We start from the raw sequence: 21588 nt of genomic DNA on the forward strand, positions 1-21588 counted from the left end.
TAGTTAGTGCCTGGGTTATCCCAGCCCTTTTTGAAGCGAGAGAAGAATATGAGTATGTTTTTAGATACAGCTAAGATAAAGGTCAAGGCTGGTAATGGTGGCGATGGAATGGTTGCCTTTCGTCGTGAAAAATATGTCCCTAATGGAGGACCATGGGGAGGAGACGGTGGTCGTGGTGGTAACGTTGTTTTTGTAGTAGATGAAGGCTTACGTACCCTAATGGATTTCCGTTATAATCGTCACTTTAAAGCCCAATCTGGAGAAAAAGGGATGACTAAAGGAATGCACGGTAGAGGAGCTGAAGACTTGATTGTCCGTGTGCCTCAAGGAACAACTGTTCGTGATGCGGAAACTGGAAAAGTTATCACAGATTTGATTGAGAATGGTCAAGAGTTTGTCGTTGCCCACGGTGGTCGTGGCGGTCGAGGAAATATTCGTTTTGCAACACCTAAAAATCCTGCTCCTGAAATCTCTGAAAACGGGGAACCAGGTCAGGAACGTGAATTACAGCTAGAACTAAAAATACTAGCTGACGTTGGTTTAGTTGGCTTCCCTTCTGTTGGAAAATCAACTTTGCTAAGTGTCATCACATCTGCAAAACCTAAAATCGGTGCCTACCACTTTACAACAATCGTACCAAACCTTGGAATGGTTCGTACTCAATCAGGGGATTCATTCGCAGTAGCTGACCTTCCTGGTTTGATTGAGGGAGCAAGTCAAGGTGTTGGCTTGGGAACCCAGTTCTTGCGTCATATCGAGCGTACTCGCGTTATCTTACATATCATTGATATGTCGGCTAGTGAGGAACGTGATCCTTATGAGGATTATCTTGCTATCAATAAGGAACTTGAATCGTATAATCTTCGTTTGATGGAGCGTCCTCAAATCATTGTTGCAAATAAAATGGATATGCCAGAAAGCAAAGAAAATCTCGAAGAATTCAAGAAAAAATTAGCTGCTAATTATGATGAATTCGAAGAATTACCACCAATCTTCCCAATTTCAGGTCTAACTAAGCAAGGTTTAGCACCTTTATTGGATGCAACAGCAGAACTTCTTGACAAGACTCCAGAATTCCCTCTTTATGATGAGTCAGAGATGGAAGAAGAAGTATACTATGGATTTGATGAGGAAGAAAAAGCTTTTGAAATCAGTCGAGATGACGATGCTACTTGGGTACTTTCTGGTGACAAACTTATGAAACTCTTTAATATGACCAATTTTGACCGCGATGAATCTGTTATGAAGTTTGCACGTCAGTTACGTGGAATGGGAGTTGATGAGGCTCTCCGTACTCGTGGTGCTAAAGATGGTGATCTGGTTAGAATCGGTAAGTTTGAGTTTGAATTTGTGGACTAGGAGAAAATTATGGGAGATAAACCTATATCTTTCCGTGATGCTGACGGAAATTTTGTTTCTGCAGCAGACGTCTGGAATGAAAAAAAATTAGAAGAACTATTTAATCGCCTCAATCCTAATCGTGCATTGAGAATTGCGAGAATGAAGAAACAAAACGAAAGTAGTAAATCAGAATAATAAAGAAACCCGTGATATAAAAATCACGGGTTTTCATATATTCATTAGGTAGTCAGCTTATAGACCAATACTAGAGTTTTACTGTACTGGTACTTCCATTGAAGATTGTGATAAATTGACAGTGAGTTGATAGTCAGAATTATCACGAACCGTAATTTCAAAGTCTGTTGTATATAGAACTAGCCGTAGAGTATCACCTTGTTGAAGTTTATAGATTGTTGGTTGAAGTTCAAGTTGGAATTCCATCCATTCATTTGGTGTAACTTCCTTAATATCCAATAAACCATCGCGATTTTGAAGATTGAGATATCCTTTAGTGATTACTCGTTGAGTACTTTGACTATATGGTAATTCAAAGAGATTATCTAACATATGATATCGACCATTATCAAGGGTACGCACTGATAGGATTCCTGGATAAGGCTGGAGGTATTTCTTTTCCCCCAGTTCAAGGAGTTGAGCAGAGAGAAGACCTTTATTGATACTTGACTTAAGTCGTAGATTAAGTTTAACACGTCCATTAAGATGGATATTTTCAGTTATAGGTAGGTCGATAGTAATTTGATTGACCTTACCTTGATAGAGTTCATTATTAAAGGTTGGATAGCTTTTACCAAAACGTTCAAAATCAGAATCCTGATAACGGTTTTGAATGACAGCTTCTTCAGTACCTAAAGAGAAAGTTTTATGTTCAACTTGATTTCCAAAATCTTTAAGAGCCAACCAGGTTTGCTCAGCAGTATTATCTTGCCAAATCACTGTAGGTAATTGATATGCTGTTTCTTGTCCTAATAATCTTTGTGTCAAAAGGGCGTTCATTGATTCACGGAAGTCTATAGACTGCCAGTTGTTAATATATACGTGAGCACCATTATGATAAAAGAGGTGCTTGTTAATGTTATTTGGAAGCGCTTGGAACATTTGATAAACATGGAGTGGTTTCACATTCCAGTCTTGGGATCCATGTGTGAAGACAACTTCAGCCTTAACCTTGTGGGCATTGAGCAGATAGTTGCGTTCATGCCAGAATTGATTGTAATCACCAGTTTTGCGGTCTAGATTTTTCTTAAGTTCTTCTATGGAAGCTTTATGAGCATCGTTTCCACGAATATAGTCACCAGCTAAGAGATTACGTGAGTAGGTCAGTTCATCGAGTGAGTCCAGGTCCTCACCTGGATAACCTCCAGGACTTGTGACAAGTCCATTCTCACGATAGTAGTTGTACCAAGAAGAAATTCCTGCTTCAGCAATAATGACTTCTAAGCCATCAACTGCAGTAGTCGCAAGACCGTTGGACATTGTACCGAGGTATGATAGACCTGTAGTAGCAACTTTACCATTTGACCAATCAGCCTTTACTTGGCGCTCACGACTATGGTCAGTAAAAGCACGACAGCGCCCATTGAGCCAATCAATGACATTTTTATAGGCTTCGATTTGTCGGTAATCACCATTAGGCATGATTCCCTGAGAATCCTTGGTGCCAAGTCCTGATACATAAATATTAGCAAATCCTCTAGGAAGGAGGTAGTCATTTAAAGTATAACTGCTATTGATATGAGTAAGTTTTTCTTCCGCTTCAGTGACAAGTTGAGCTTGGCCGACAGGATCAACTAAATCCAATGTAGGCTCCTCCAAGCTAATCTTGCGAGGTTCTTTAACTGCTAATTCCTCCTCCATTTTGTAGAGGGCCTTATCACTTGCTTTGTCATTAGTTCCTTGATGATAAGGACTAGCTGTCATGACTGCAGGGATTCTTCCTGAGAAAGTTGGACGGATAATATTAACCTTGACCAGGTCAGGTAAGCCATCCTTATCTGAATCAATACGGCTTTCTACATAAAGAACCTCACGAATGACATTGTTTGTAGAAAAGGTTGCCAAACTCTTGCCATTGAAGTAGTGGTAATGATTGTCTTCAGGAATAAATCCATCACTAACCAATTGATCGATGAGAGTATTCCCTTTTTTGGTACGGGTATTAAGAAGCTGATAAAGATTATCAATCAGGTCTCCATAGACGATAGGAAAAGCTGTTTCTTTATGGAAAGCAAGAGCATCTTCGAAGTCTGATAGATAGCTAAATCCAAGTAATTGAAAAACTACAGTGTAGAAGATTTCAGTAGTCAACTCTAGATCGGAGTTAAAGAAAGTGAGTAGGTCTGTTTTCTTATCCACTGCCAAAGTTGAAAGTGGATAATCCGTATTTTTGTAATTAAAAAAACAAGTTCTAACAAATGACTCAAACTGGTCTTTTTCAGAACTAGCAAGATCAAGACTAAAACCAAGTTCAGTTAATTCTTTTAAAGCATCTTCCTTTGAGACAGGAAAGTAGCTAAATTGATTATAGCGCATAATAATCTCCTTTGAGAATGAGGTTAAAAATATTATATCAAAAAACCCAATGAATAGATAGCTTGGTTAACTAGCTTTTGAGTATCCCTTAAGGTTATGCTATACTAGATATATGTTAGATTTGGAGAAATACGGCGTGACCATGTGGGAAGAGGAGAAAATTCTCTCTTTCCGTCAAAAACTTTTAGCCTGGTATAATGAAAATAAGCGTGATTTACCTTGGAGAAGAAGTAAAAATCCATACCATATTTGGGTATCTGAAATTATGTTACAACAGACAAGGGTTGATACGGTTATTCCATATTACGAACGTTTTTTAGAATGGTTTCCGACTGTAGAGAGTTTGGCAAATGCACCTGAAGAACGCTTATTAAAGGCATGGGAAGGTCTTGGATATTATTCGCGTGTTCGTAATATGCAAGCAGCTGCTCAACAGATTATGAATGAATTTGGTGGAGAATTTCCTTCAACTTATGAGGGGATTTCATCCTTAAAAGGTATTGGCCCCTATACGGCTGGTGCCATTTCTAGTATTGCTTTTAATCTTCCCCAGCCTGCGGTTGATGGGAATGTCATGCGTGTTTTGGCTCGCTTATTTGAAGTAAATCACGATATAGGAAATCCCAGCAATCGAAAAATTTTTCAAGCTATGATGGAAATCTTAATTGATCCAGATCGACCAGGTGATTTTAACCAGGCTTTGATGGATTTAGGTTCTGATATTGAAGCGCCTGTCAATCCTAGACCTCAAGATAGCCCAATTAAGGAATTTAGCGCAGCTTATCAGCACGGGACTATGGACCGCTATCCTATTAAAGCGCCAAAGAAAAAACCAATTCCAATATATCTAAATGCATTAGTGGTATCAAATGAAAAAGGGCAATTCTTATTGGAAAAGAACGAAAGCGAAAAGCTATTAGCTGGTTTTTGGCATTTTCCATTGATAGAAGTTGATGAATTTTCAAAAGAGGAAGATGAATTTAATCTTTTTAGTCAGGTATCGGAACCAATCACACAGCTTGGACCATCTCCTAAAGCAAGTTTTGAACAAGATTATAATCTTGTTGTTGATTGGGATGACTACAGATTTGAAGAGGTTAAGCATGTTTTCAGTCATCGTAAATGGCATATTCAAATTCTAACAGGAAAGGTAGAAAAGTCTGAAGATTATTCTGATAGAGAAGTTCTTTGGCTAAGTCCAGAAGAGTTTGTACATTATCCCATTGCTAAACCCCAACAAAAGATTTGGCAAGAGTATTTAAAAAGAGACCATTAACATTAGTGTATCGTGTCTTCTTTCTGATTTTTTGGTATAATGAGATAAGGAAAAGGTGAACAAAATGAAAAAAATATTGATTGTAGATGATGAAAAACCAATCTCGGACATTATTAAGTTTAATATGACTAAAGAAGGTTACGAGGTAGTAACTGCCTTTAATGGTCGTGAAGCTATTGAATTATTTGAAGCTGAAAAACCAGATATTATTATTTTAGACTTAATGTTACCTGAGATTGATGGACTTGAAGTTGCCAAAACAATTCGTAAAACGAGTAGTGTGCCAATTATCATGCTTTCAGCAAAAGACAGCGAGTTTGATAAGGTTATTGGACTAGAGCTTGGAGCTGATGACTATGTGACCAAGCCGTTTTCGAACCGTGAATTACAGGCCCGTGTTAAAGCTTTGCTTCGCCGATCTGAGCTATTAGCATCAGATAGCCAAGAAACAGAAGCAAAATTGCAAAGTATTCAAATCGGTGACTTAGAAATTCTTCCAGATGCTTATGTAGCAAAGAAATACGGAGAAGAATTAGATTTAACACACCGTGAATTTGAGCTATTGTATCACTTAGCGACGCATATTGGACAGGTCATCACTCGTGAACATCTGCTTGAGACTGTTTGGGGCTATGACTATTTTGGCGATGTTCGTACTGTTGATGTGACCATTAGACGTTTGCGTGAAAAAATCGAAGATACACCAAGTAGACCAGATTACATTCTAACTCGTCGTGGTGTTGGATATTACATGAGAAATAATGATTGAAATAATTAGACAAACAATATTAACTAGAGATTTCGTCTTTGGACTCATTTTAATCGGATTTATCATGCTTGTTACCTTTCTTTTATTAGAAAACCGCAGAGATAATATCCGTCTCAAACAACTGAATCAAAAAGTCAAAGATTTGATTGCGGGAGATTATTCTCAAGTTTTGGATATGCAAGGAAGTTCAGAGATAACTAATATTACAAATAATCTCAATGACTTATCTGAAGTTATCCGCCTAACACAAGAAAATCTTGAGCAAGAGACTAAAAGATTGAATAGTATTCTCTCCTACATGACGGATGGAGTCCTTGCAACCAATCGTCGTGGTCAGATTATTATGATTAATGATATGGCTAAAAGACAACTTGGTATTGAGAGAGACGAGGCTCTGAATCAGAATATTCTAGAATTGCTTAAGATTGATGATGAGTATGAGTTGAGGGACTTAATTACTCAAAGTCCGGAATTGATGATAGACTCTCAGGATGTGAATGGTGAATACATAAGTATTCGAGTCCGTTTTGCTCTTGTTCGCAGAGAATCTGGCTTTATTTCAGGTCTTGTTGCTGTATTACATGATACAACCGAACAAGAGAAGGAAGAACGAGAGCGAAGGCTCTTTGTATCGAATGTTAGCCATGAACTGCGAACTCCTTTGACCAGTGTAAAATCTTATCTAGAGGCCTTGGATGAAGGTGCTTTGTCAGAACCAGTTGCGCCTGATTTTATAAAAGTATCATTGGACGAAACCAATCGAATGATGCGAATGGTAACAGATCTCCTGCATCTATCACGTATTGATAATGCTACTAGCAACTTAGATGTAGAATTAATTAATTTTACTGCATTCATTACTTTTATCCTTAATCGTTTTGATAAAATCAAAAGTCAGGATGAGAATCTGAAGTATGAATTAATCAGAGATTATCCAATTACCTCCGTATGGATTGAGATAGATACAGATAAAATGACCCAGGTGATAGATAATATTTTAAACAATGCTATCAAATATTCACCAGATGGTGGGAAAATCACTGTTTCTATGAAAACAACTGACGATCAAATGATTCTATCTATTTCCGATCAAGGATTGGGAATTCCAAAACAAGATTTACCAAAAATCTTTGATCGTTTCTATCGTGTGGATCGAGCTAGAAGTCGCGCACAAGGTGGGACTGGTTTAGGATTAGCCATTGCTAAGGAAATCATTAAGCAACATAACGGATTTATCTGGGCCAAAAGTGAGTATGGTAAGGGTTCAACCTTTACTATCGTGCTTCCATATGATAAGGATGCTGTAAAAGACGAGATTTGGGAGGATGAAGTAGAAGACTAGAATGAATGAAAAAGGATTTAAATACAGTATTTTAGCATCGGGTTCTAGTGGAAATTCCTTTTATCTAGAAACCCCCAAGAAAAAAATTTTAGTAGATGCAGGTTTATCTGGAAAAAAGATTACGAGTCTTTTAGGTGAAATTAATCGGAAGCCTGAAGATTTGGATGCCATTCTGATAACTCACGAACATGCAGATCATATCCATGGCATCGGTGTTCTGGCTCGTAAGTATGGAATGGATCTTTATGCTAATGAAAAAACTTGGCAAGCTATGGAAAATAGTAAGTACCTAGGAAAAGTGGATTCATCACAAAAACATATTTTTGAGATGGGAAAAACTAAGACCTTTGGTGATATTGACATTGAAAGTTTTGGTGTTAGCCATGATGCTGTTGCTCCACAGTTTTATCGCTTTATGAAGGATGATAAGAGTTTTGTCATGCTGACGGATACAGGATATGTCAGTGACCGTATGGCAGGTATAATCGAAAATGCCGATGGCTACCTAATTGAGTCAAACCATGATGTAGAAATACTTCGAGCGGGTTCTTACGCATGGCGACTCAAACAACGAATCCTATCTGATCTAGGCCACCTCTCAAATGAAGATGGTGCTGATGCAATGATTCGTACACTTGGTAATCGTACTAAGAAGATTTACCTAGGACATTTGTCTAAAGAGAATAATATTAAAGAACTAGCTCATATGACGATGGTCAATCAGTTGGCTCAGGCAGATTTAGGAGTAGGAGTAGACTTTCAAGTTTATGACACTTCACCAGATACTGCAACACCTTTAACGGACATATAAAAAGGAAGGTTTAAACCTTCCTTTTATAATTTTGATTATTATAATCCAGCAAATTCTTTAATTTCTTCTTCTGTCATAGATGAATCACAACGAACCTTGATTTGACCATTTGCAACATGAACAAATCCAGGTACTGTTGGAATAACATAGGTAGAACGGAAGGCTTGCAAAGCATCAAGTTGACTTGGTTCTTCACTATTAATGAAGTAGATATGAGCTTTTGTTTCAGCTACGACAGCTGCTAATTTAGCAGCGAACTTACGGCAATAAGGACAAGTCTTGCGTCCAATAAAGAAAGTCGCTGTTTCTTTTTTGTCGATGGCTTCTTGTGCACGCGCAACTGTTGTCACTTCAAGATCTTTAATATTTTCTAAGAATTGTTCCATAAGAATACCTCATTTAATTTGATAAAACTAGTATGCCATAAAGTCTTTAAAAATGCTTAGATTTGATACGAAAAAAAGATGAGATAGCTTTATCTCATCTTTTATCTTGCTTATTTTACAAAGACATTAATTTCAGCTTCGATATTAGCAATTTTTGCTTGCGCATCTTCATTACTTTCACCAACAACTGCGATGTAGAACTTGATTTTTGGTTCAGTACCGGAAGGACGAACTGCAATCCATGAACCATCAGCAAGTGTGTATTTCAAGACATCACTTGGAGGAGTCGTTAAGGCTGTTACAGTACCATCAGCGGCAGTGGATGTTTGTGCTTTAAAGTCTTCTACGACTGTGATTTCTGTTGCGTTCCATTCCTTTGGAGCATTGTTGCGGAATTTAGTCATAATCTCTTTGATTTGTTCAGCACCATCGACACCTGAAAGGGTAACAGAGATTGTCTTTTCTGCGTAGTAGCCGTATTCTTTGTAGATTTCTTCGATACCGTCAGCAAGTGTCAAACCGCGTGAACGGTAGTAGGCAGCAAGTTCAGCAACGACAAGAACAGCTTGGATAGCATCTTTATCACGTACGAATGGTTTGATCAAGTAACCAAAACTCTCTTCAAATCCCATCATGTAAGTGTGATTGTGTTTTTCCTCGAATTCTTGGATTTTTTCAGCGATGAATTTGAAACCGGTTAAGACGTTGAACATGGTTGCGCCGTAGCTTTCAGCAATCTTCGTTACCAAGTCAGTTGAAACAATCGATTTGCAGAGGGCCGCATTTTCAGGAAGAGTTCCAGCGTTTTTATGAGCTTCCAAGATATACTTAGCCATGATGGCACCGATTTGGTTCCCTGAAAGGTTAAGGTAGCTACCGTCTTTTTGAAGAACTTCAACACCAACACGGTCAGCGTCAGGGTCAGTTGCAACAAGAACATCAGCGCCTACTTGGCGACCAAGTTCTTCAGCAAGTGCAAAGGCTGCTTGGCTTTCTGGGTTTGGTGATTTTACAGTTGAGAAGTCTGGGTCTGGCGTTGCTTGAGCTTCCACGACTTGTACAGAGTCAAATCCTGCTTGAGCAAGAGCACGACGAGCCAACATTTCACCAGTACCATGAAGAGGAGTGTAGACAATCTTCATGTCTTTACCAAATTCTTCAATTAAGGCAGGGTTGATGTTAACATCTTTGACTTCTTTGAGGTATTCAGCATCAATAGCTTCACCGATGACTTCAATCAAACCAGATGCTTTTTCAGCTTCAATATCCGCAACTTCTACAGCGAATGGATTGTCGATGGCACGGATGTAGGTTGTCAAAGCGTCCGCGTCGTGTGGAGGCATTTGACCACCATCTTCACCGTAAACCTTGTATCCGTTAAACGGAGCTGGGTTGTGGCTAGCAGTAATCATGATACCCGCAAAGCAGTTGAGGTAACGAACGGCAAATGAAAGCTCTGGAGTTGGACGGAGACTTACAAAAACATACGACTTAATGCCGTGTTTAGCAAGAACTGCAGCAGACTCAAAGGCAAATTCTGGAGAGAAGTGACGGCTATCATAAGCGATGGCTACACCACGTTCTTTTTCGTTTCCACCTTTTGACTCAATCAAACGAGCCAAACCTTCAGTTGCTTGACGTACTACATAGATGTTAATACGGTTGGTACCGGCACCAATCAATCCGCGCATACCAGCAGTACCGAATTCAAGATTTGTGTAGAAGGCATCTTCTTTAGTTTTTTCATCCATGCTTTCCAAATCACGACGAAGGTAATCTGGGAGGTCAGCAAAATCAGCCCATTTTTGGAAGTTTTCTTGATAAGTCATAGTACAACTCCTTATTTCTAATGTATTAATCGTTCTCATTATATCATGATTTAAAGTGATAGTAAAACGATAGCATGAGTTTCTGAAAAGTTATGAAATATAGCTTAATTTCAAGTCTTGAACGGCTAGGAGAAACATGCTATACTAACTGTATGATTATTTTACAAGCTAATAAAATTGAACGCTCATTTGCAGGAGAAGTTTTATTTGATAATATCAATCTCCAAGTAGATGAAAGAGATCGTATCGCTCTCGTTGGAAAAAATGGAGCAGGAAAGTCTACATTATTAAAAATATTGGTTGGAGAAGAAGAACCGACTAGTGGAGAAATAAATAAGAAAAAAGACATTTCTCTATCCTACTTAGCACAAGATAGTCGCTTTGAATCAAAAAATACTATCTATGACGAAATGTTACATGTCTTTGATGATTTACGTAGTACCGAAAAACATCTTCGACAAATGGAACTAGAGATGGGTGAAAAGACAGGTGCAGATTTAGAAAATTTGATGTCTAATTATGACCGCTTGTCTGAGAGTTTCCGTCAGGCTGGGGGCTTTACTTATGAAGCGGACATTCGTGCTATCTTAAATGGTTTCAAGTTCGATGAATCTATGTGGCAGATGAAAATTGAGGAATTATCAGGTGGTCAAAATACACGTCTGGCACTAGCAAAAATGCTCCTAGAAAAACCAAATCTCTTAGTTTTAGATGAGCCAACTAACCACCTTGATATTGAAACCATTGCTTGGTTAGAAAACTATTTGGTAAATTACAGTGGTGCTTTAATTATCGTCAGCCATGACCGTTATTTCCTTGACAAGGTTGCGACTATAACTTTGGATTTGACTAGACATGCTTTAGATAGATATGTTGGCAATTACTCAAGTTTCGTAGAACAAAAGGAGCAAAAGCTCGCGACAGAGGCGAAAAACTACGAGAAGCAGCAAAAGGAAATTGCTGCCTTAGAGGACTTTGTCAATCGCAATCTCGTTCGAGCATCGACAACTAAGCGTGCACAATCACGACGTAAACAACTGGAGAAAATAGAGCGTTTGGACAAGCCTGAATCTGCTAAGAAATCAGCTAATATGACATTTCGCTCTGATAAAGTTTCAGGAAATGTCGTTTTGACGGTTGAAAATGCTGCTATAGGTTATGATGGGGAAATACTATCTGAGCCAATCAATCTCGATCTTCGTAAGTTGAATGCCATGGCAATTGTAGGTCCGAATGGTATTGGGAAGACAACCTTTATTAAGTCTATTGTGGATCAGATTCCATTTATCAAAGGAGAGAAGCGTTTTGGTGCCAATGTTGAGGTTGGTTACTATGATCAAACTCAAAGCAAACTAACACCAAGTAATAGTGTACTAGACGAACTCTGGAATGATTTTAAATTAACACCAGAAGTGGAAATCCGTAATCGCCTCGGTGCCTTCCTTTTCTCAGGGGACGATGTTAAGAAATCAGTCGGTATGCTTTCAGGTGGAGAGAAAGCTCGCTTATTGCTGGCTAAACTCTCTATGGAAAATAATAACTTTTTGATATTGGACGAGCCGACAAACCACTTGGATATAGATAGTAAGGAAGTTTTAGAAAATGCACTGATTGACTTTGATGGGACTCTTCTATTTGTCAGCCATGACCGTTACTTTATCAATCGAGTAGCTACTCATGTTCTAGAATTGTCCGAAAATGGCTCAACCCTATACCTTGGAGATTATGATTACTATATCCAAAAGAAAGCAGAGCTAGCAGCTACTCAAGAGGTGCAATTAGGGGCTATCAATCAAGAGAAGGAAAGTTCTTCCCTTAATGATTATCAAGCTCAGAAGGAGACTCAAAAAGAGCTTCGGAAGTTAATGAAACAAGTTGAAAATCTTGAGACAGAAATTGAAGAACTTGAAACTCAAGCCCAAGCTATCTCTGAGCAAATGCTAACTAGCAATGATGCCAATGAACTCATGCAATTACAAGCAGAACTTGATAAGATTAGTCAACGTCAAGAAGAAGCTATGCTGGAGTGGGAAGAATTATCGGAGCAGGTGTAGATATAAAAAAAAAGCAGTGATAATACACTGCTTTTTTAATTATTAATAATATTCTATCTATAATCCACCCTGAGGGAATCGAACCCCCATCTCAAGAACCGGAATCTTACGTGATATCCATTACACTAAGGGTGGAAACTTCCCTCATTATATCAAAAAATATGGTGTAACTCAAGAGTCATCTAAAAGATGAAATATAACAATAAAAAAGGATTTAGACAAGATCTAAATCCTTTTAAATGTTTATTTTTTTTCAAGAAGTGCTTTGATTTCTTGAAGAACTTCCAATTCAGTTGGACCTGCTGGAGCTTCTTCAGCTTCTTCTTTCTTACCAAGGCTTTGAGCTTTTTCAATTCCTTTAACAACAAAGAAAAGAACAGTACCAATAACTACGAAGTTAATAACAGCACTCAAGAAACTTCCGTAAGCAACACCATTCCATGAAAGTTCAGCGATACGATCAACGTTCGCAGCTTTCAAAGCTGGGTTTAATAGAAGTGGAGTGATGATATCGTTAACGAATGAAGTTACGATAGCACCAAATGCAGTAGCGATGATCACACCGACAGCAAGGTCTACGACATTACCGCGGAGCAAAAATGCTTTAAGATCTTTTAACATTTTCTTTTTCCTTTCGAAATTTAATCAAATTTTTACAGACTACATTATATCGTAAATTTATATTAATTGCAAGAAAAGTGATTATTTCTTCTTAAATACAAAAAGCTTACTAAAAACGTAGTTGAGAACAACCATCGTAACTTGTGCAATGAAGATTTCAACTGTATTAATTGTATTAATATCATTTCCAACAAAGTAACCAATAATTTGTGGGAAGCTTGTCACAAAAATAAAAGTTAGTAGAAGATCTAATAAAAAGGTGATAAGTCTTGCAGAGGTGAATTTAATTAATCTATTAAACCAGTTTTTTCTTTCTTGCTTAAATACAAATGTGTCATTTGTAAAAAAGGCAAATAGAATCCCAGCAATATTCCCTAGAGCAGTCGCAACTAGCTCTTGCTGTGTTAGATAAAAGATGACGATGCGGACAAATATCGATACTACGGTAGTCGCAACTCCGAAAAATAGATAGGATAAAATCTCGTTATCAAAGAATTTTTTTATATATGTTTTCATATGATTAGTATAGCATAAAGCTGATAAATGTGCTATACTCGTAAAGTTGACTTGTTCAACCCTTGGTGCTTAGCTTCTTTCACCAAGCATATTACACGCGGCAGGGCCGCTAAAGGAGAAAACATGAAAAAACTTACTGTTCGTGATATGGCAGATATTGCCATTGTCGCTGCTATCTATGTGGTTTTAACAATTACGCCACCGCTTAATGCTATTAGCTTTGGTGCTTATCAGTTCCGTATCTCTGAAATGATGAATTTCCTAGCTTTTTACAATCCTAAGTATATCATCGGTGTTACTATTGGATGTATGATTGCTAATTTCTTTAGTTTTGGAGTTATCGATGTTGCTGTTGGAGGTGGATCGACTTTAGTATTCCTAAGTCTTGGAGTCATCTTGTTTAGCAAATACAGCAAAGACTATCTATTTAATGGATTGATTCGAAAAGATCATTTCTTCTTTTCAATTCTATTCTCAATATCTATGGTAACAATTGCGGCTGAATTGTATCTTGTTGCTGAAGCTCCATTTTTCTTGACATGGTTCACTACAGGTATCGGAGAATTTGCTTCCTTAATCATCGGAGCTATTATCATTGGAAAAATTGGTCAACGAATTGATTTGACTAGATAAAGGTATCACATCAAATATTCATGAAAAGGTCTGAACTCTGTTCAGTCTTTTTCTTATTTTTCTATAGACCCAGGCTCTCAACAAAAGTGGTATAATAAAGAAAAAAGGGATTATTTTAATATGTATGGTTATCGTATTTCAGTTTTTGAAGTCCTTTGGAAAAATCAGGTCATTAGATTTTTGTTAATTTTTTTAGCACTATTTTATTTCTATCTTTTTTTCCAAAGAGTTAAGACATCTTTAAAAAGTGGTGGGAGTATGTTGGATCCTTTTCATATTGCAAAGGGAAGATTATACATTCACACGATTATTCTTTTTAGAAAAAGGATTGTTCCTCTAGCTGAAATTAGACAGATTGATATTGATTACGTTCGAGGGAGAAGAATGAATGGGGACAGGTATCATCTGTACTTTACAAGGAAAGATGGAAAATCTTTTACTTTTCATTTTGGAAAAAGCAAAAGAAACGAGGAGTTAGTGAAAAATCTTGCCAATGTGGCCAAGAAGTGCCATATTAAACTAAATCAAATATATTAAGAATTGATTTTTTGAAATCTTTACCAAAGTTTTAGTGTTTTATGGTAAAAAAGAAGCTATCACATTTTTGTTATTTATGTTATAATATTCACAAAGAAAAAAATTAGGAGTTATTATGGTTTCATCAGAGTTCATTGCCAAAATAGAGTATAACTGTCATAAAAAAGAGGGTTTATTCAATAAAAATAAATTCAAGTATGCTATCCGTTCCATGTTTGCTGGAGCATTTTTAACCGTAACGACTGCAGCTGGAGCTATTGCAGCAGATTTATCGAGTTCTATCGTACCAAACAGTGGTAAGTTCCTTTTCCCCTTTATTTTCGCTTGGGGACTGGCTTATATTGTTTTCTTGAATGCTGAGCTGGTAACTTCAAATATGATGTATCTAACAGCTGGTGTTTTCTTAAAAAAGATTGATTTGAAAAAAGCCTTGGCTATTTTGTTCTACTGTACATTCTTCAACCTTATCGGAGCAATCCTTATCGGATGGGCATTTGCTAATACATCAGCCTTTTCTCATCTAACAACGGATGGTTTCTTAGCCGCAACAGTCCAAAAGAAACTGGCTCGACCAAGTGATTTAGTCTTGCTCGAAGCAATTTTGGCTAATTTCTTTGTTAATATTGCCATTATGTCTTTTGTTCTAGTTAAAGATAGTACGACAAAACTCTTTTTGGTAATTTCAGCAGTTTATATGTTTGTCTTTTTATCAAATGAACACCTTGCTGCAAACTTCTCTTCATTTGCCATTGCAAAATTTAGTATGATTTCTGATCAGCTTGCTCACTTTGATATTCCTAATATTCTTCGTCACTGGGGTGTTACCTTTATCGGTAACCTTATTGGTGGTGGTCTCTTAATCGGTCTACCTTATGCCTACCTCAACAAAGACGAAGATACATACGTCGATTAAAAGTTGGATTGATTCCAACTTTTTCTTTTTGTTTATCCATGCTATAATGAATATAGCAAAAGGATATAGAGGAATATCATGAATGAAATTAAATGCCCTAATTGTGGGGAAGTATTTACAGTCAATGAAAGTCAATATGCTGAGCTATTGTCACAGGTGAGAACGGTAGAATTTGATAGAGAATTGCATGATCGTATGAAGCAAGAGTTGGCTTTAGCTGAGCAAAAATCCTTGAATGAGCAACAGACCAAACTGGCGGAAAAGGACCAAGAAATTGCCCAACTACAAAGTCAAATTAACAACTTTGATACCGAAAAAGAATTGGCCAAAAAGGAAGTAGAGCAAAGTGCTAGTCAAAGTCTACTGGAGAAGGAAAAAGAAGTTCAAGCACTTGAGAATCAGCTGGCTACCTTACGTTTAGAGCATGAGAATCAATTACAAAAAACTCTTTCTGATCTTGAAAAAGAACGCGACCAGGTTAAAAATCAGCTCCTTTTACAAGAAAAAGAAAACGAGCTTTCTCTGACTTCAGTTAAGCAAAACTATGAAGCCCAGCTTAAGGCAGCTAATGAGCAGGTTGAGTTCTATAAGAATTTCAAAGCCCAACAATCTACAAAGGCTATTGGTGAAAGTCTGGAGCAGTATGCGGAGAGTGAATTTAACAAGGTTCGTAGCTTTGCCTTTCCAAATGCTTACTTTGAAAAGGACAATAAAGTCTCAGCTCGTGGTTCTAAAGGGGACTTTATCTTCCGTGATTTTGATGAAAATGGGCTAGAATTCATCTCCATCATGTTTGAGATGAAAAATGAAGCTGATGGAACGGAGAAGAAGCATAAGAATGCCGATTTCTACAAAGAGTTGGACAAGGATCGTCGTGAGAAGAACTGTGAGTATGCAGTTTTGGTAAGTATGCTTGAGGCTGACAATGATTACTTCAATACTGGGATTGTCGATGTCAGCCATGAATATGAGAAGATGTATGTCATTCGTCCTCAATTCTTTATTCAGTTGATTGGACTCTTACGAAATGCTGCCCTTAATTCCCTAAAATACAAGCAGGAATTGGCACTTATCCGTGAGCAAAACATTGATATTACTCATTTTGAAGAAGATTTGGATGCCTTTAAGCTTGCCTTTGCTAAAAACTACAATTCAGCTTCAGTCAACTTCAGCAAGGCTATTGACGAAATTGACAAGGCCATCAAACGCATGGAAGAAGTCAAGAAATTCCTAACCACATCAGAAAACCAACTCCGCCTCGCAAACAATAAGTTGGACGATGTTTCCGTTAAAAAATTGACTCGAAAAAATCCAACTATGAAAGCTAAGTTTGAAGCGCTTAAAGGGGAGTGAGAAAGCAGTGGAAAATGAATTATTAGTATTGAATACTGAAGAAGTGTTTGTGTCTGAAAATTTAAACTATGATGAGCTAGAAGAACTATTAGAACAGCAATTTACAATGGAGTTTTCTAATCTTGAAAAATTAGAACTCGAATGCAAAGAAATTAGTTCACCGGATAAATTAGGGGATGTTATTTTAGATGAAATATGGAATCAATTTGCGAATCAAATTGGTTTAGATATGACAAGTGACACGCTTCTTAAGCAGTATAACGATAAACATCCTAATGGTTATACAAAAGAAGAAGGTGCTAAAATAATGAAAGATAAAAGGTATACTAATGCAAATAATGCTATGAAAGAAAAGCAAAAATCTGGAAACTTAAAGGATGAATATACTGGTAAAACATTAAAAATTAATGATAAAGCAAATTTGGATCACGTCATACCAAGAAAACAGATTTTTGAAAACCCATGGAGGAAAATAGCAGATATCGAACCTTCTGATTTAGCCAATAAATCAGAAAATTTAGCAGCAACTAATGAATCACTTAATAAAAGTAAAGGTGCAAAATCTAATAGCGAGTATATAAAGGATGGAGAAGTAAGAGAAAAAAATCTAAAAGAACAAGTTGAAAGAGCTAATAAAAAAATTGATAAGATGAAGATCTCAGATGCCGAAAAGCGAAATCTTAAGGCTGAAAATAATAAAAAATTAAATGATAAATTGGCTGCTGATTCAAAGAAGATGCTGAAGGTTGAGAAAAGAGCAAAGAAAGCTATGTATAAACCAATAGCAAAGAAAGCAGCAGTTAGAATGGCGAACAAGGCAGGTAAAGACGCAGTTAAAGCTATGTTTGTTGCAGCGTTATTTGGGATGTTGAAAGAAATAATGAATGCTTTAGTAAGATATTTTAAAGCAAAGAAACAATCTTTTGATACATTTATAGAGGAAATGAAAAAAGCACTTCATTCATTTTTTGGTAAAATCAAAGATTTTATTAAAGTAGGTGTAGATAGTATTGTTGGAAGCATCGTAGGAGAAATTATTGGCAGATTTAACCAAAAATTACAAAAACTTCCAAACTTGATTAAACAATTATTTGGTTCTATAAGAGAAAGTATTTCTTATTTATCAAACCCTGAAAACCAGTCTCACTCTACTGAGATTAAAATTGCCCATATTTCAAAAATCATTACTTCTGCATTAGTAGGAGTAGGAGCAATGTTTTTAGGAGAATATTTTGAAAAGTATTTATTACCACTACCAGGAATGGGATTTGAGATTAAATTTTTAGGGACCATAGCAAATATCTTGGGAATGTTTTTAGCGAGTTTATTGGCAGGTATTTTAGGTGCTGTAATTATTAATAGACTTGATGGCTTTATTTCAAGGAAGCTACAAGAAGAAAACAAAAAGCAGCAAGCCAATAAGAAGAACGAATTGCTAAGAATTCAGGATGTTCAAATTTTTGTTGCTGAGCAGAATGTTGCTGTTAAGAGAAATGATATCTTCAGTAGGATGGCTAAGAATCATCAAAAACTAAGAGAACTTCTTGGTAATGTTCAAGAGGAGTTTTCTAATTCAAAGATTGATTTCAAACAGCGATTATTAGCTAACGAAATATACTTTGATGAAAAGCAAAGTGAACTTGAAGAAATGCAAAGTGCATTAAACGATTTATTATAGGAGAATGTTATGTCAGAAGAATTAGAGATTCAGGTTATAGCAAAGTCTGAAAGATTTAATGAGAAAAAAGAAGCGTTGAAAGCTTTTAGTGAAGAAATTCCAGAACAATCAGATTTACCGACTGTCCCACAAGACGATCCTATGCTAGGATTTATTGGTATGGAATATGATGTTAAAGGTAAGGATTTAAATGCTCTCACCGATGCTGTTCAAAATAGAATGATTGAACAAAACAAGCATATTAAAAAGATTATTCAGGAATTTAATACCATTTATGAAACTTTCCAAATATTGGATGATGAGTATATTCAAAGTATTTCAAAGTCTTTGATTGCAGCCAAAGAGGCGAATGATAAGGCTATGCAGGGATTGCACGAGATAGAAGAATATCAAACTGGTAATAAAAAGCTATTAGATGACGTTTTTAAACAGAATAAAGATTTAATTGATATATTGAAGAAACATCATAAAAAGCTAGAAGAATTAGAACAACTTGAAGAGAAGCAAAGTGAAATTCAAATTGAAATTGATACTTTAAAAGCGAATCTAAAAACATTAGTGAAAATAGAAAATAGTTTTAACGATTTGCATTTACAGGTTATAGAAACACAAAATGAACTGAAAAACGACGTAGATAAGATGGATGTTCGATTAATAGACGAAAGTAAAAATCTTACTTTAATAGTCGAGAAATTTCAAACTGAACTAGAGGAAAAACAAAAAGAGATTAGTTTCCTTAGAAAAGGATTCTATGCCTTAGGAATCTTATTCGCTCTAATAGTAGTATTTCTGTTATTTAAAGGAATGTAGATGATTAGTGAAACTTATTTAAAATTGTTAAAATCAGAAGTGAAAAAGCTTGATGACTTAACAAATAAATCTTATGAATTTGAGACTGTTATTCAAGAAATTGTTGATAATAAAAAGCATTCAGAATTAGAATTTATAAAGAGTTTAGGAAATTTGTCAAATAATGATAAATTTCATAAAATTAAAGAAAGACAGTCAACGGTTTTAGAGTTACTGTATAAATATCTTGGTTCTAGATTAATAGATAGTGAGTACGCTATTTTAAAAGAAATCAATACCAAATCATTTGATGAGCTGTCTGATGAATTAAACTCCCTGATAGGATTAGAAAATGTAAAGAAAGAAATAGAAGACCTAGTAATCTTTAACAAAGTTCAGAAAAACCGAGAAAAGATTGGGTTAAAAAAAACTAATAGAACGATGCATATGGCTTTCCTAGGGAATCCGGGTACAGGTAAAACAACAGTTGCTAGAATTGTTGGTAATATGTATCGTTCTCTAGGAATACTAAGCAAAGGTCATTTTATTGAAGCAACTAGAACTGACTTAATAGCAGAATATCAAGGGCAAACTGCTTTAAAAGTTAAAAGACTGATCCAAAAAGCTAAGGGGGGCGTTTTATTCATTGATGAAGCATACAGTATCACAGAAAATGAAAAAAGTGATAGTTATGGTAGAGAGTGTTTAACAGAACTTACAAAAGCTTTGGAAGACTATCGTGATGATTTAGTTGTAATTGTAGCAGGATATGATGACCTAATCAAGAAATTTTTTGAATCTAATCCTGGTTTAAAATCACGTTTTAATTACTTTATTAATTTTGAAGATTATTCAGTAAATCAAATGTTCGAGATTTTTCTATCATACTGTAAGAACGAAGACTATATTTTAGAAGAATCGGCTGCAGATAAGTTAAAAACATTTCTTGAAAAACAAAGTGATATTTCCGAAAATAAGAATGCGAATGGTCGATTTGTAAGAAATGTATTTGATAAAATAGTTATGAATCAAGCAAAACGTTTAAGTAAACTTTCTTTGGTTACAAAAGAGAATTATTTAACAATTCTTGAAGAGGACATATTTTAAATAAAATAGAAAGCAAGACATGAACGGTATTATCAACTTAAAAAAAGAAGCAGGGATGACCTCGCATGATGCGGTTTTTAAGCTACGTAAGATTTTAGGCACTAAGAAGATCGGTCACGGTGGGACCTTGGATCCGGATGTGGTTGGCGTTTTACCCATTGCTGTAGGGAAGGCGACTCGCATGGTAGAGTTCATGCAGGATGAGGGTAAGGTCTACGAGGGGGAAATCACTCTGGGATATTCTACAACGACCGAGGATGCTAGTGGAGAAATAGTTTCTGAAACACCAATTTTAACCCCATTGGATGAAAAACTTGTTGATGAAGCCATTGCTAGTTTGACTGGGCCTATTACTCAGGTACCGCCTATGTACTCAGCAGTCAAGGTCAATGGTCGCAAGCTCTATGAGTATGCGCGTGCTGGCCAGGAAGTCGAGCGTCCAGAGCGTCAGGTTACGATTTATAGGTTCGAAAGAACGAGCCCGATTACTTATGAGGATAAACTTGCACGTTTTACATTCCGAGTAAAATGTAGCAAGGGAACCTATATCCGTACCTTATCGGTTGACTTGGGAGAAAAACTTGGTTATGCGGCTCATATGTCACATTTGACACGGACAAGTGCTGCAGGCTTACGGCTAGAAGATTCCTTGACCTTGGAAGAAATTGCAGAAAAAGTAGAGGCTGGACAACTGGACTTTCTCCATCCACTCGAGATTGGGACAGGGGATTTAGTTAAGGTTTATCTTACTCCGGAGCAGGCAGATGAAGTCCGTTTTGGCCGCTTTATTGAGTTAGAGCAAACTGAGAAGGAGTTGGCAGCCTTTAAAGGAGAACGGCTACTAGCCATTCTAGAAAAAAGGGACAATCTGTACAAGCCAAGGAAGGTTTTCTCTTAATATTTATTGATATGTGATTCGATCTAAGGATAAGATGAGTCTATCTCATCTTTTTTTTGATCTAAAACTATGATTGTTTGATACTAACTATATTATACGAATGTGAAAAAAGCTTGAAAACATGGTGATATTTGACAGTTTTCCTCGCTTATGATAATATTTAATTTAAAGAAATGCTAGAAAAA

General features: G+C 36.5%; 20 protein-coding genes, 1 tRNA gene and 1 riboswitch. Of the genes, 15 read left to right on the forward strand and 6 right to left on the reverse strand.

All coding sequences use genetic code 11. From position 1 onward, the window contains the following. Positions 1-48: 48 nt before the first annotated feature. Together obgE and PAN07_RS01755 are read left to right on the forward strand one after the other, a co-directional pair. The gene (gene obgE, locus PAN07_RS01750; RefSeq protein WP_269796814.1) at positions 49-1359 is read left to right on the forward strand and encodes a GTPase ObgE; all 1311 of its coding nucleotides are present in this window, start codon (positions 49-51) and stop codon (positions 1357-1359) included. 9 nt (positions 1360-1368) lie between these two features. Beyond that, entirely contained in the window at positions 1369-1536 is a 168-nt protein-coding gene (locus tag PAN07_RS01755) for a hypothetical protein (RefSeq protein WP_269796815.1), read from the forward strand. A gap of 78 nt (positions 1537-1614) precedes the next feature. On the opposite strand, the gene PAN07_RS01760 is transcribed toward PAN07_RS01755, so the two are convergent. Continuing rightward, positions 1615-3891 carry a Xaa-Pro dipeptidyl-peptidase gene (locus tag PAN07_RS01760; protein WP_269796816.1) on the reverse strand — a complete coding sequence of 759 codons (2277 nt, stop codon included), beginning with the start codon at positions 3889-3891 and terminating at the stop codon, positions 1615-1617. 112 nt (positions 3892-4003) lie between these two features. Between PAN07_RS01760 and mutY the strand changes: the two genes are divergently transcribed. From mutY to PAN07_RS01780, 4 genes are all read left to right on the forward strand, one after another. After that, positions 4004-5167: an A/G-specific adenine glycosylase gene (gene mutY / locus PAN07_RS01765; protein WP_269796817.1), complete on the forward strand. Its 1164-nt coding sequence runs from the start codon at positions 4004-4006 to the stop codon at positions 5165-5167. A 64-nt stretch (positions 5168-5231) separates the two neighbouring features. Continuing rightward, positions 5232-5936 carry a response regulator YycF gene (gene yycF, locus PAN07_RS01770; protein WP_269796818.1) on the forward strand — a complete coding sequence of 235 codons (705 nt, stop codon included), beginning with the start codon at positions 5232-5234 and terminating at the stop codon, positions 5934-5936. Next, positions 5929-7278 carry a cell wall metabolism sensor histidine kinase VicK gene (vicK, locus tag PAN07_RS01775; RefSeq protein WP_269796819.1) on the forward strand — a complete coding sequence of 450 codons (1350 nt, stop codon included), beginning with the start codon at positions 5929-5931 and terminating at the stop codon, positions 7276-7278. Before yycF ends, vicK begins: the two co-directional genes overlap by 8 nt. Before the next feature lies 1 nt (position 7279). Then, positions 7280-8089 (forward strand): MBL fold metallo-hydrolase, encoded by an 810-nt coding sequence (locus tag PAN07_RS01780; protein ID WP_269796820.1) that lies wholly within the window; start codon positions 7280-7282, stop codon positions 8087-8089. Between the two features lie 38 nt (positions 8090-8127). Here PAN07_RS01780 and PAN07_RS01785 read toward each other — a convergent pair whose 3' ends face one another. Both PAN07_RS01785 and PAN07_RS01790 read right to left on the reverse strand, forming a co-directional pair. Beyond that, positions 8128-8475, reverse strand: a complete 348-nt coding sequence (locus tag PAN07_RS01785; protein WP_269796821.1) for a thioredoxin — start codon at positions 8473-8475, stop codon at positions 8128-8130. A gap of 110 nt (positions 8476-8585) precedes the next feature. After that, positions 8586-10304, reverse strand: coding sequence for a phospho-sugar mutase (locus PAN07_RS01790; protein ID WP_269796822.1), 1719 nt, complete (start codon positions 10302-10304; stop codon positions 8586-8588). A 152-nt stretch (positions 10305-10456) separates the two neighbouring features. On the opposite strand from PAN07_RS01790, the gene PAN07_RS01795 reads away from it, so the two are divergent. Beyond that, on the forward strand, positions 10457-12358 hold the full coding sequence (locus tag PAN07_RS01795; RefSeq protein WP_269796823.1) for an ABC-F family ATP-binding cassette domain-containing protein: 1902 nt from the start codon (positions 10457-10459) through the stop codon (positions 12356-12358). 63 nt (positions 12359-12421) lie between these two features. Here PAN07_RS01795 and PAN07_RS01800 read toward each other — a convergent pair. From PAN07_RS01800 to PAN07_RS01810, 3 genes are all read right to left on the reverse strand, one after another. Beyond that, a tRNA-Arg gene (locus PAN07_RS01800) sits at positions 12422-12493 on the reverse strand. A 108-nt stretch (positions 12494-12601) separates the two neighbouring features. Then, positions 12602-12979 carry a large conductance mechanosensitive channel protein MscL gene (mscL, locus tag PAN07_RS01805; RefSeq protein WP_269796824.1) on the reverse strand — a complete coding sequence of 126 codons (378 nt, stop codon included), beginning with the start codon at positions 12977-12979 and terminating at the stop codon, positions 12602-12604. An 81-nt stretch (positions 12980-13060) separates the two neighbouring features. Continuing rightward, positions 13061-13495 (reverse strand): GtrA family protein, encoded by a 435-nt coding sequence (locus PAN07_RS01810; RefSeq protein WP_006148438.1) that lies wholly within the window; start codon positions 13493-13495, stop codon positions 13061-13063. A 28-nt stretch (positions 13496-13523) separates the two neighbouring features. Then, positions 13524-13621, forward strand: a riboswitch (PreQ1 riboswitch). Here PAN07_RS01810 and PAN07_RS01815 point away from each other — a divergent pair. From PAN07_RS01815 to truB, 8 genes are all read left to right on the forward strand, one after another. Beyond that, complete coding sequence (locus tag PAN07_RS01815) at positions 13619-14128, forward strand: QueT transporter family protein (protein WP_269796825.1); 510 nt, start codon at positions 13619-13621, stop codon at positions 14126-14128. (Overlaps the previous riboswitch by 3 nt.) A 120-nt stretch (positions 14129-14248) precedes the next feature. Then, complete coding sequence (locus PAN07_RS01820; protein ID WP_269796826.1) at positions 14249-14665, forward strand: hypothetical protein; 417 nt, start codon at positions 14249-14251, stop codon at positions 14663-14665. A 115-nt stretch (positions 14666-14780) separates the two neighbouring features. Continuing rightward, a complete protein-coding gene (locus PAN07_RS01825; RefSeq protein ID WP_269796827.1) occupies positions 14781-15578 on the forward strand; it encodes a formate/nitrite transporter family protein in 798 nt (265 codons plus the stop codon). Positions 15579-15656: 78 nt separating this feature from the next. Then, the gene (locus tag PAN07_RS01830) at positions 15657-16931 is read left to right on the forward strand and encodes a DUF2130 domain-containing protein (protein WP_269796828.1); all 1275 of its coding nucleotides are present in this window, start codon (positions 15657-15659) and stop codon (positions 16929-16931) included. A 7-nt stretch (positions 16932-16938) separates the two neighbouring features. Next, on the forward strand, positions 16939-18609 hold the full coding sequence (locus tag PAN07_RS01835; RefSeq protein WP_269796829.1) for a hypothetical protein: 1671 nt from the start codon (positions 16939-16941) through the stop codon (positions 18607-18609). A 9-nt stretch (positions 18610-18618) separates the two neighbouring features. Beyond that, positions 18619-19419 carry a hypothetical protein gene (locus PAN07_RS01840; RefSeq protein WP_269796830.1) on the forward strand — a complete coding sequence of 267 codons (801 nt, stop codon included), beginning with the start codon at positions 18619-18621 and terminating at the stop codon, positions 19417-19419. Further along, positions 19420-20505 (forward strand): AAA family ATPase, encoded by a 1086-nt coding sequence (locus tag PAN07_RS01845; protein WP_269796831.1) that lies wholly within the window; start codon positions 19420-19422, stop codon positions 20503-20505. A 19-nt stretch (positions 20506-20524) separates the two neighbouring features. Then, on the forward strand, positions 20525-21403 hold the full coding sequence (gene truB / locus PAN07_RS01850; protein WP_269796832.1) for a tRNA pseudouridine(55) synthase TruB: 879 nt from the start codon (positions 20525-20527) through the stop codon (positions 21401-21403). Positions 21404-21588 lie beyond the last annotated feature (185 nt).

The sequence above is a fragment of the Streptococcus sp. SM5 genome, assembly GCF_027497975.1.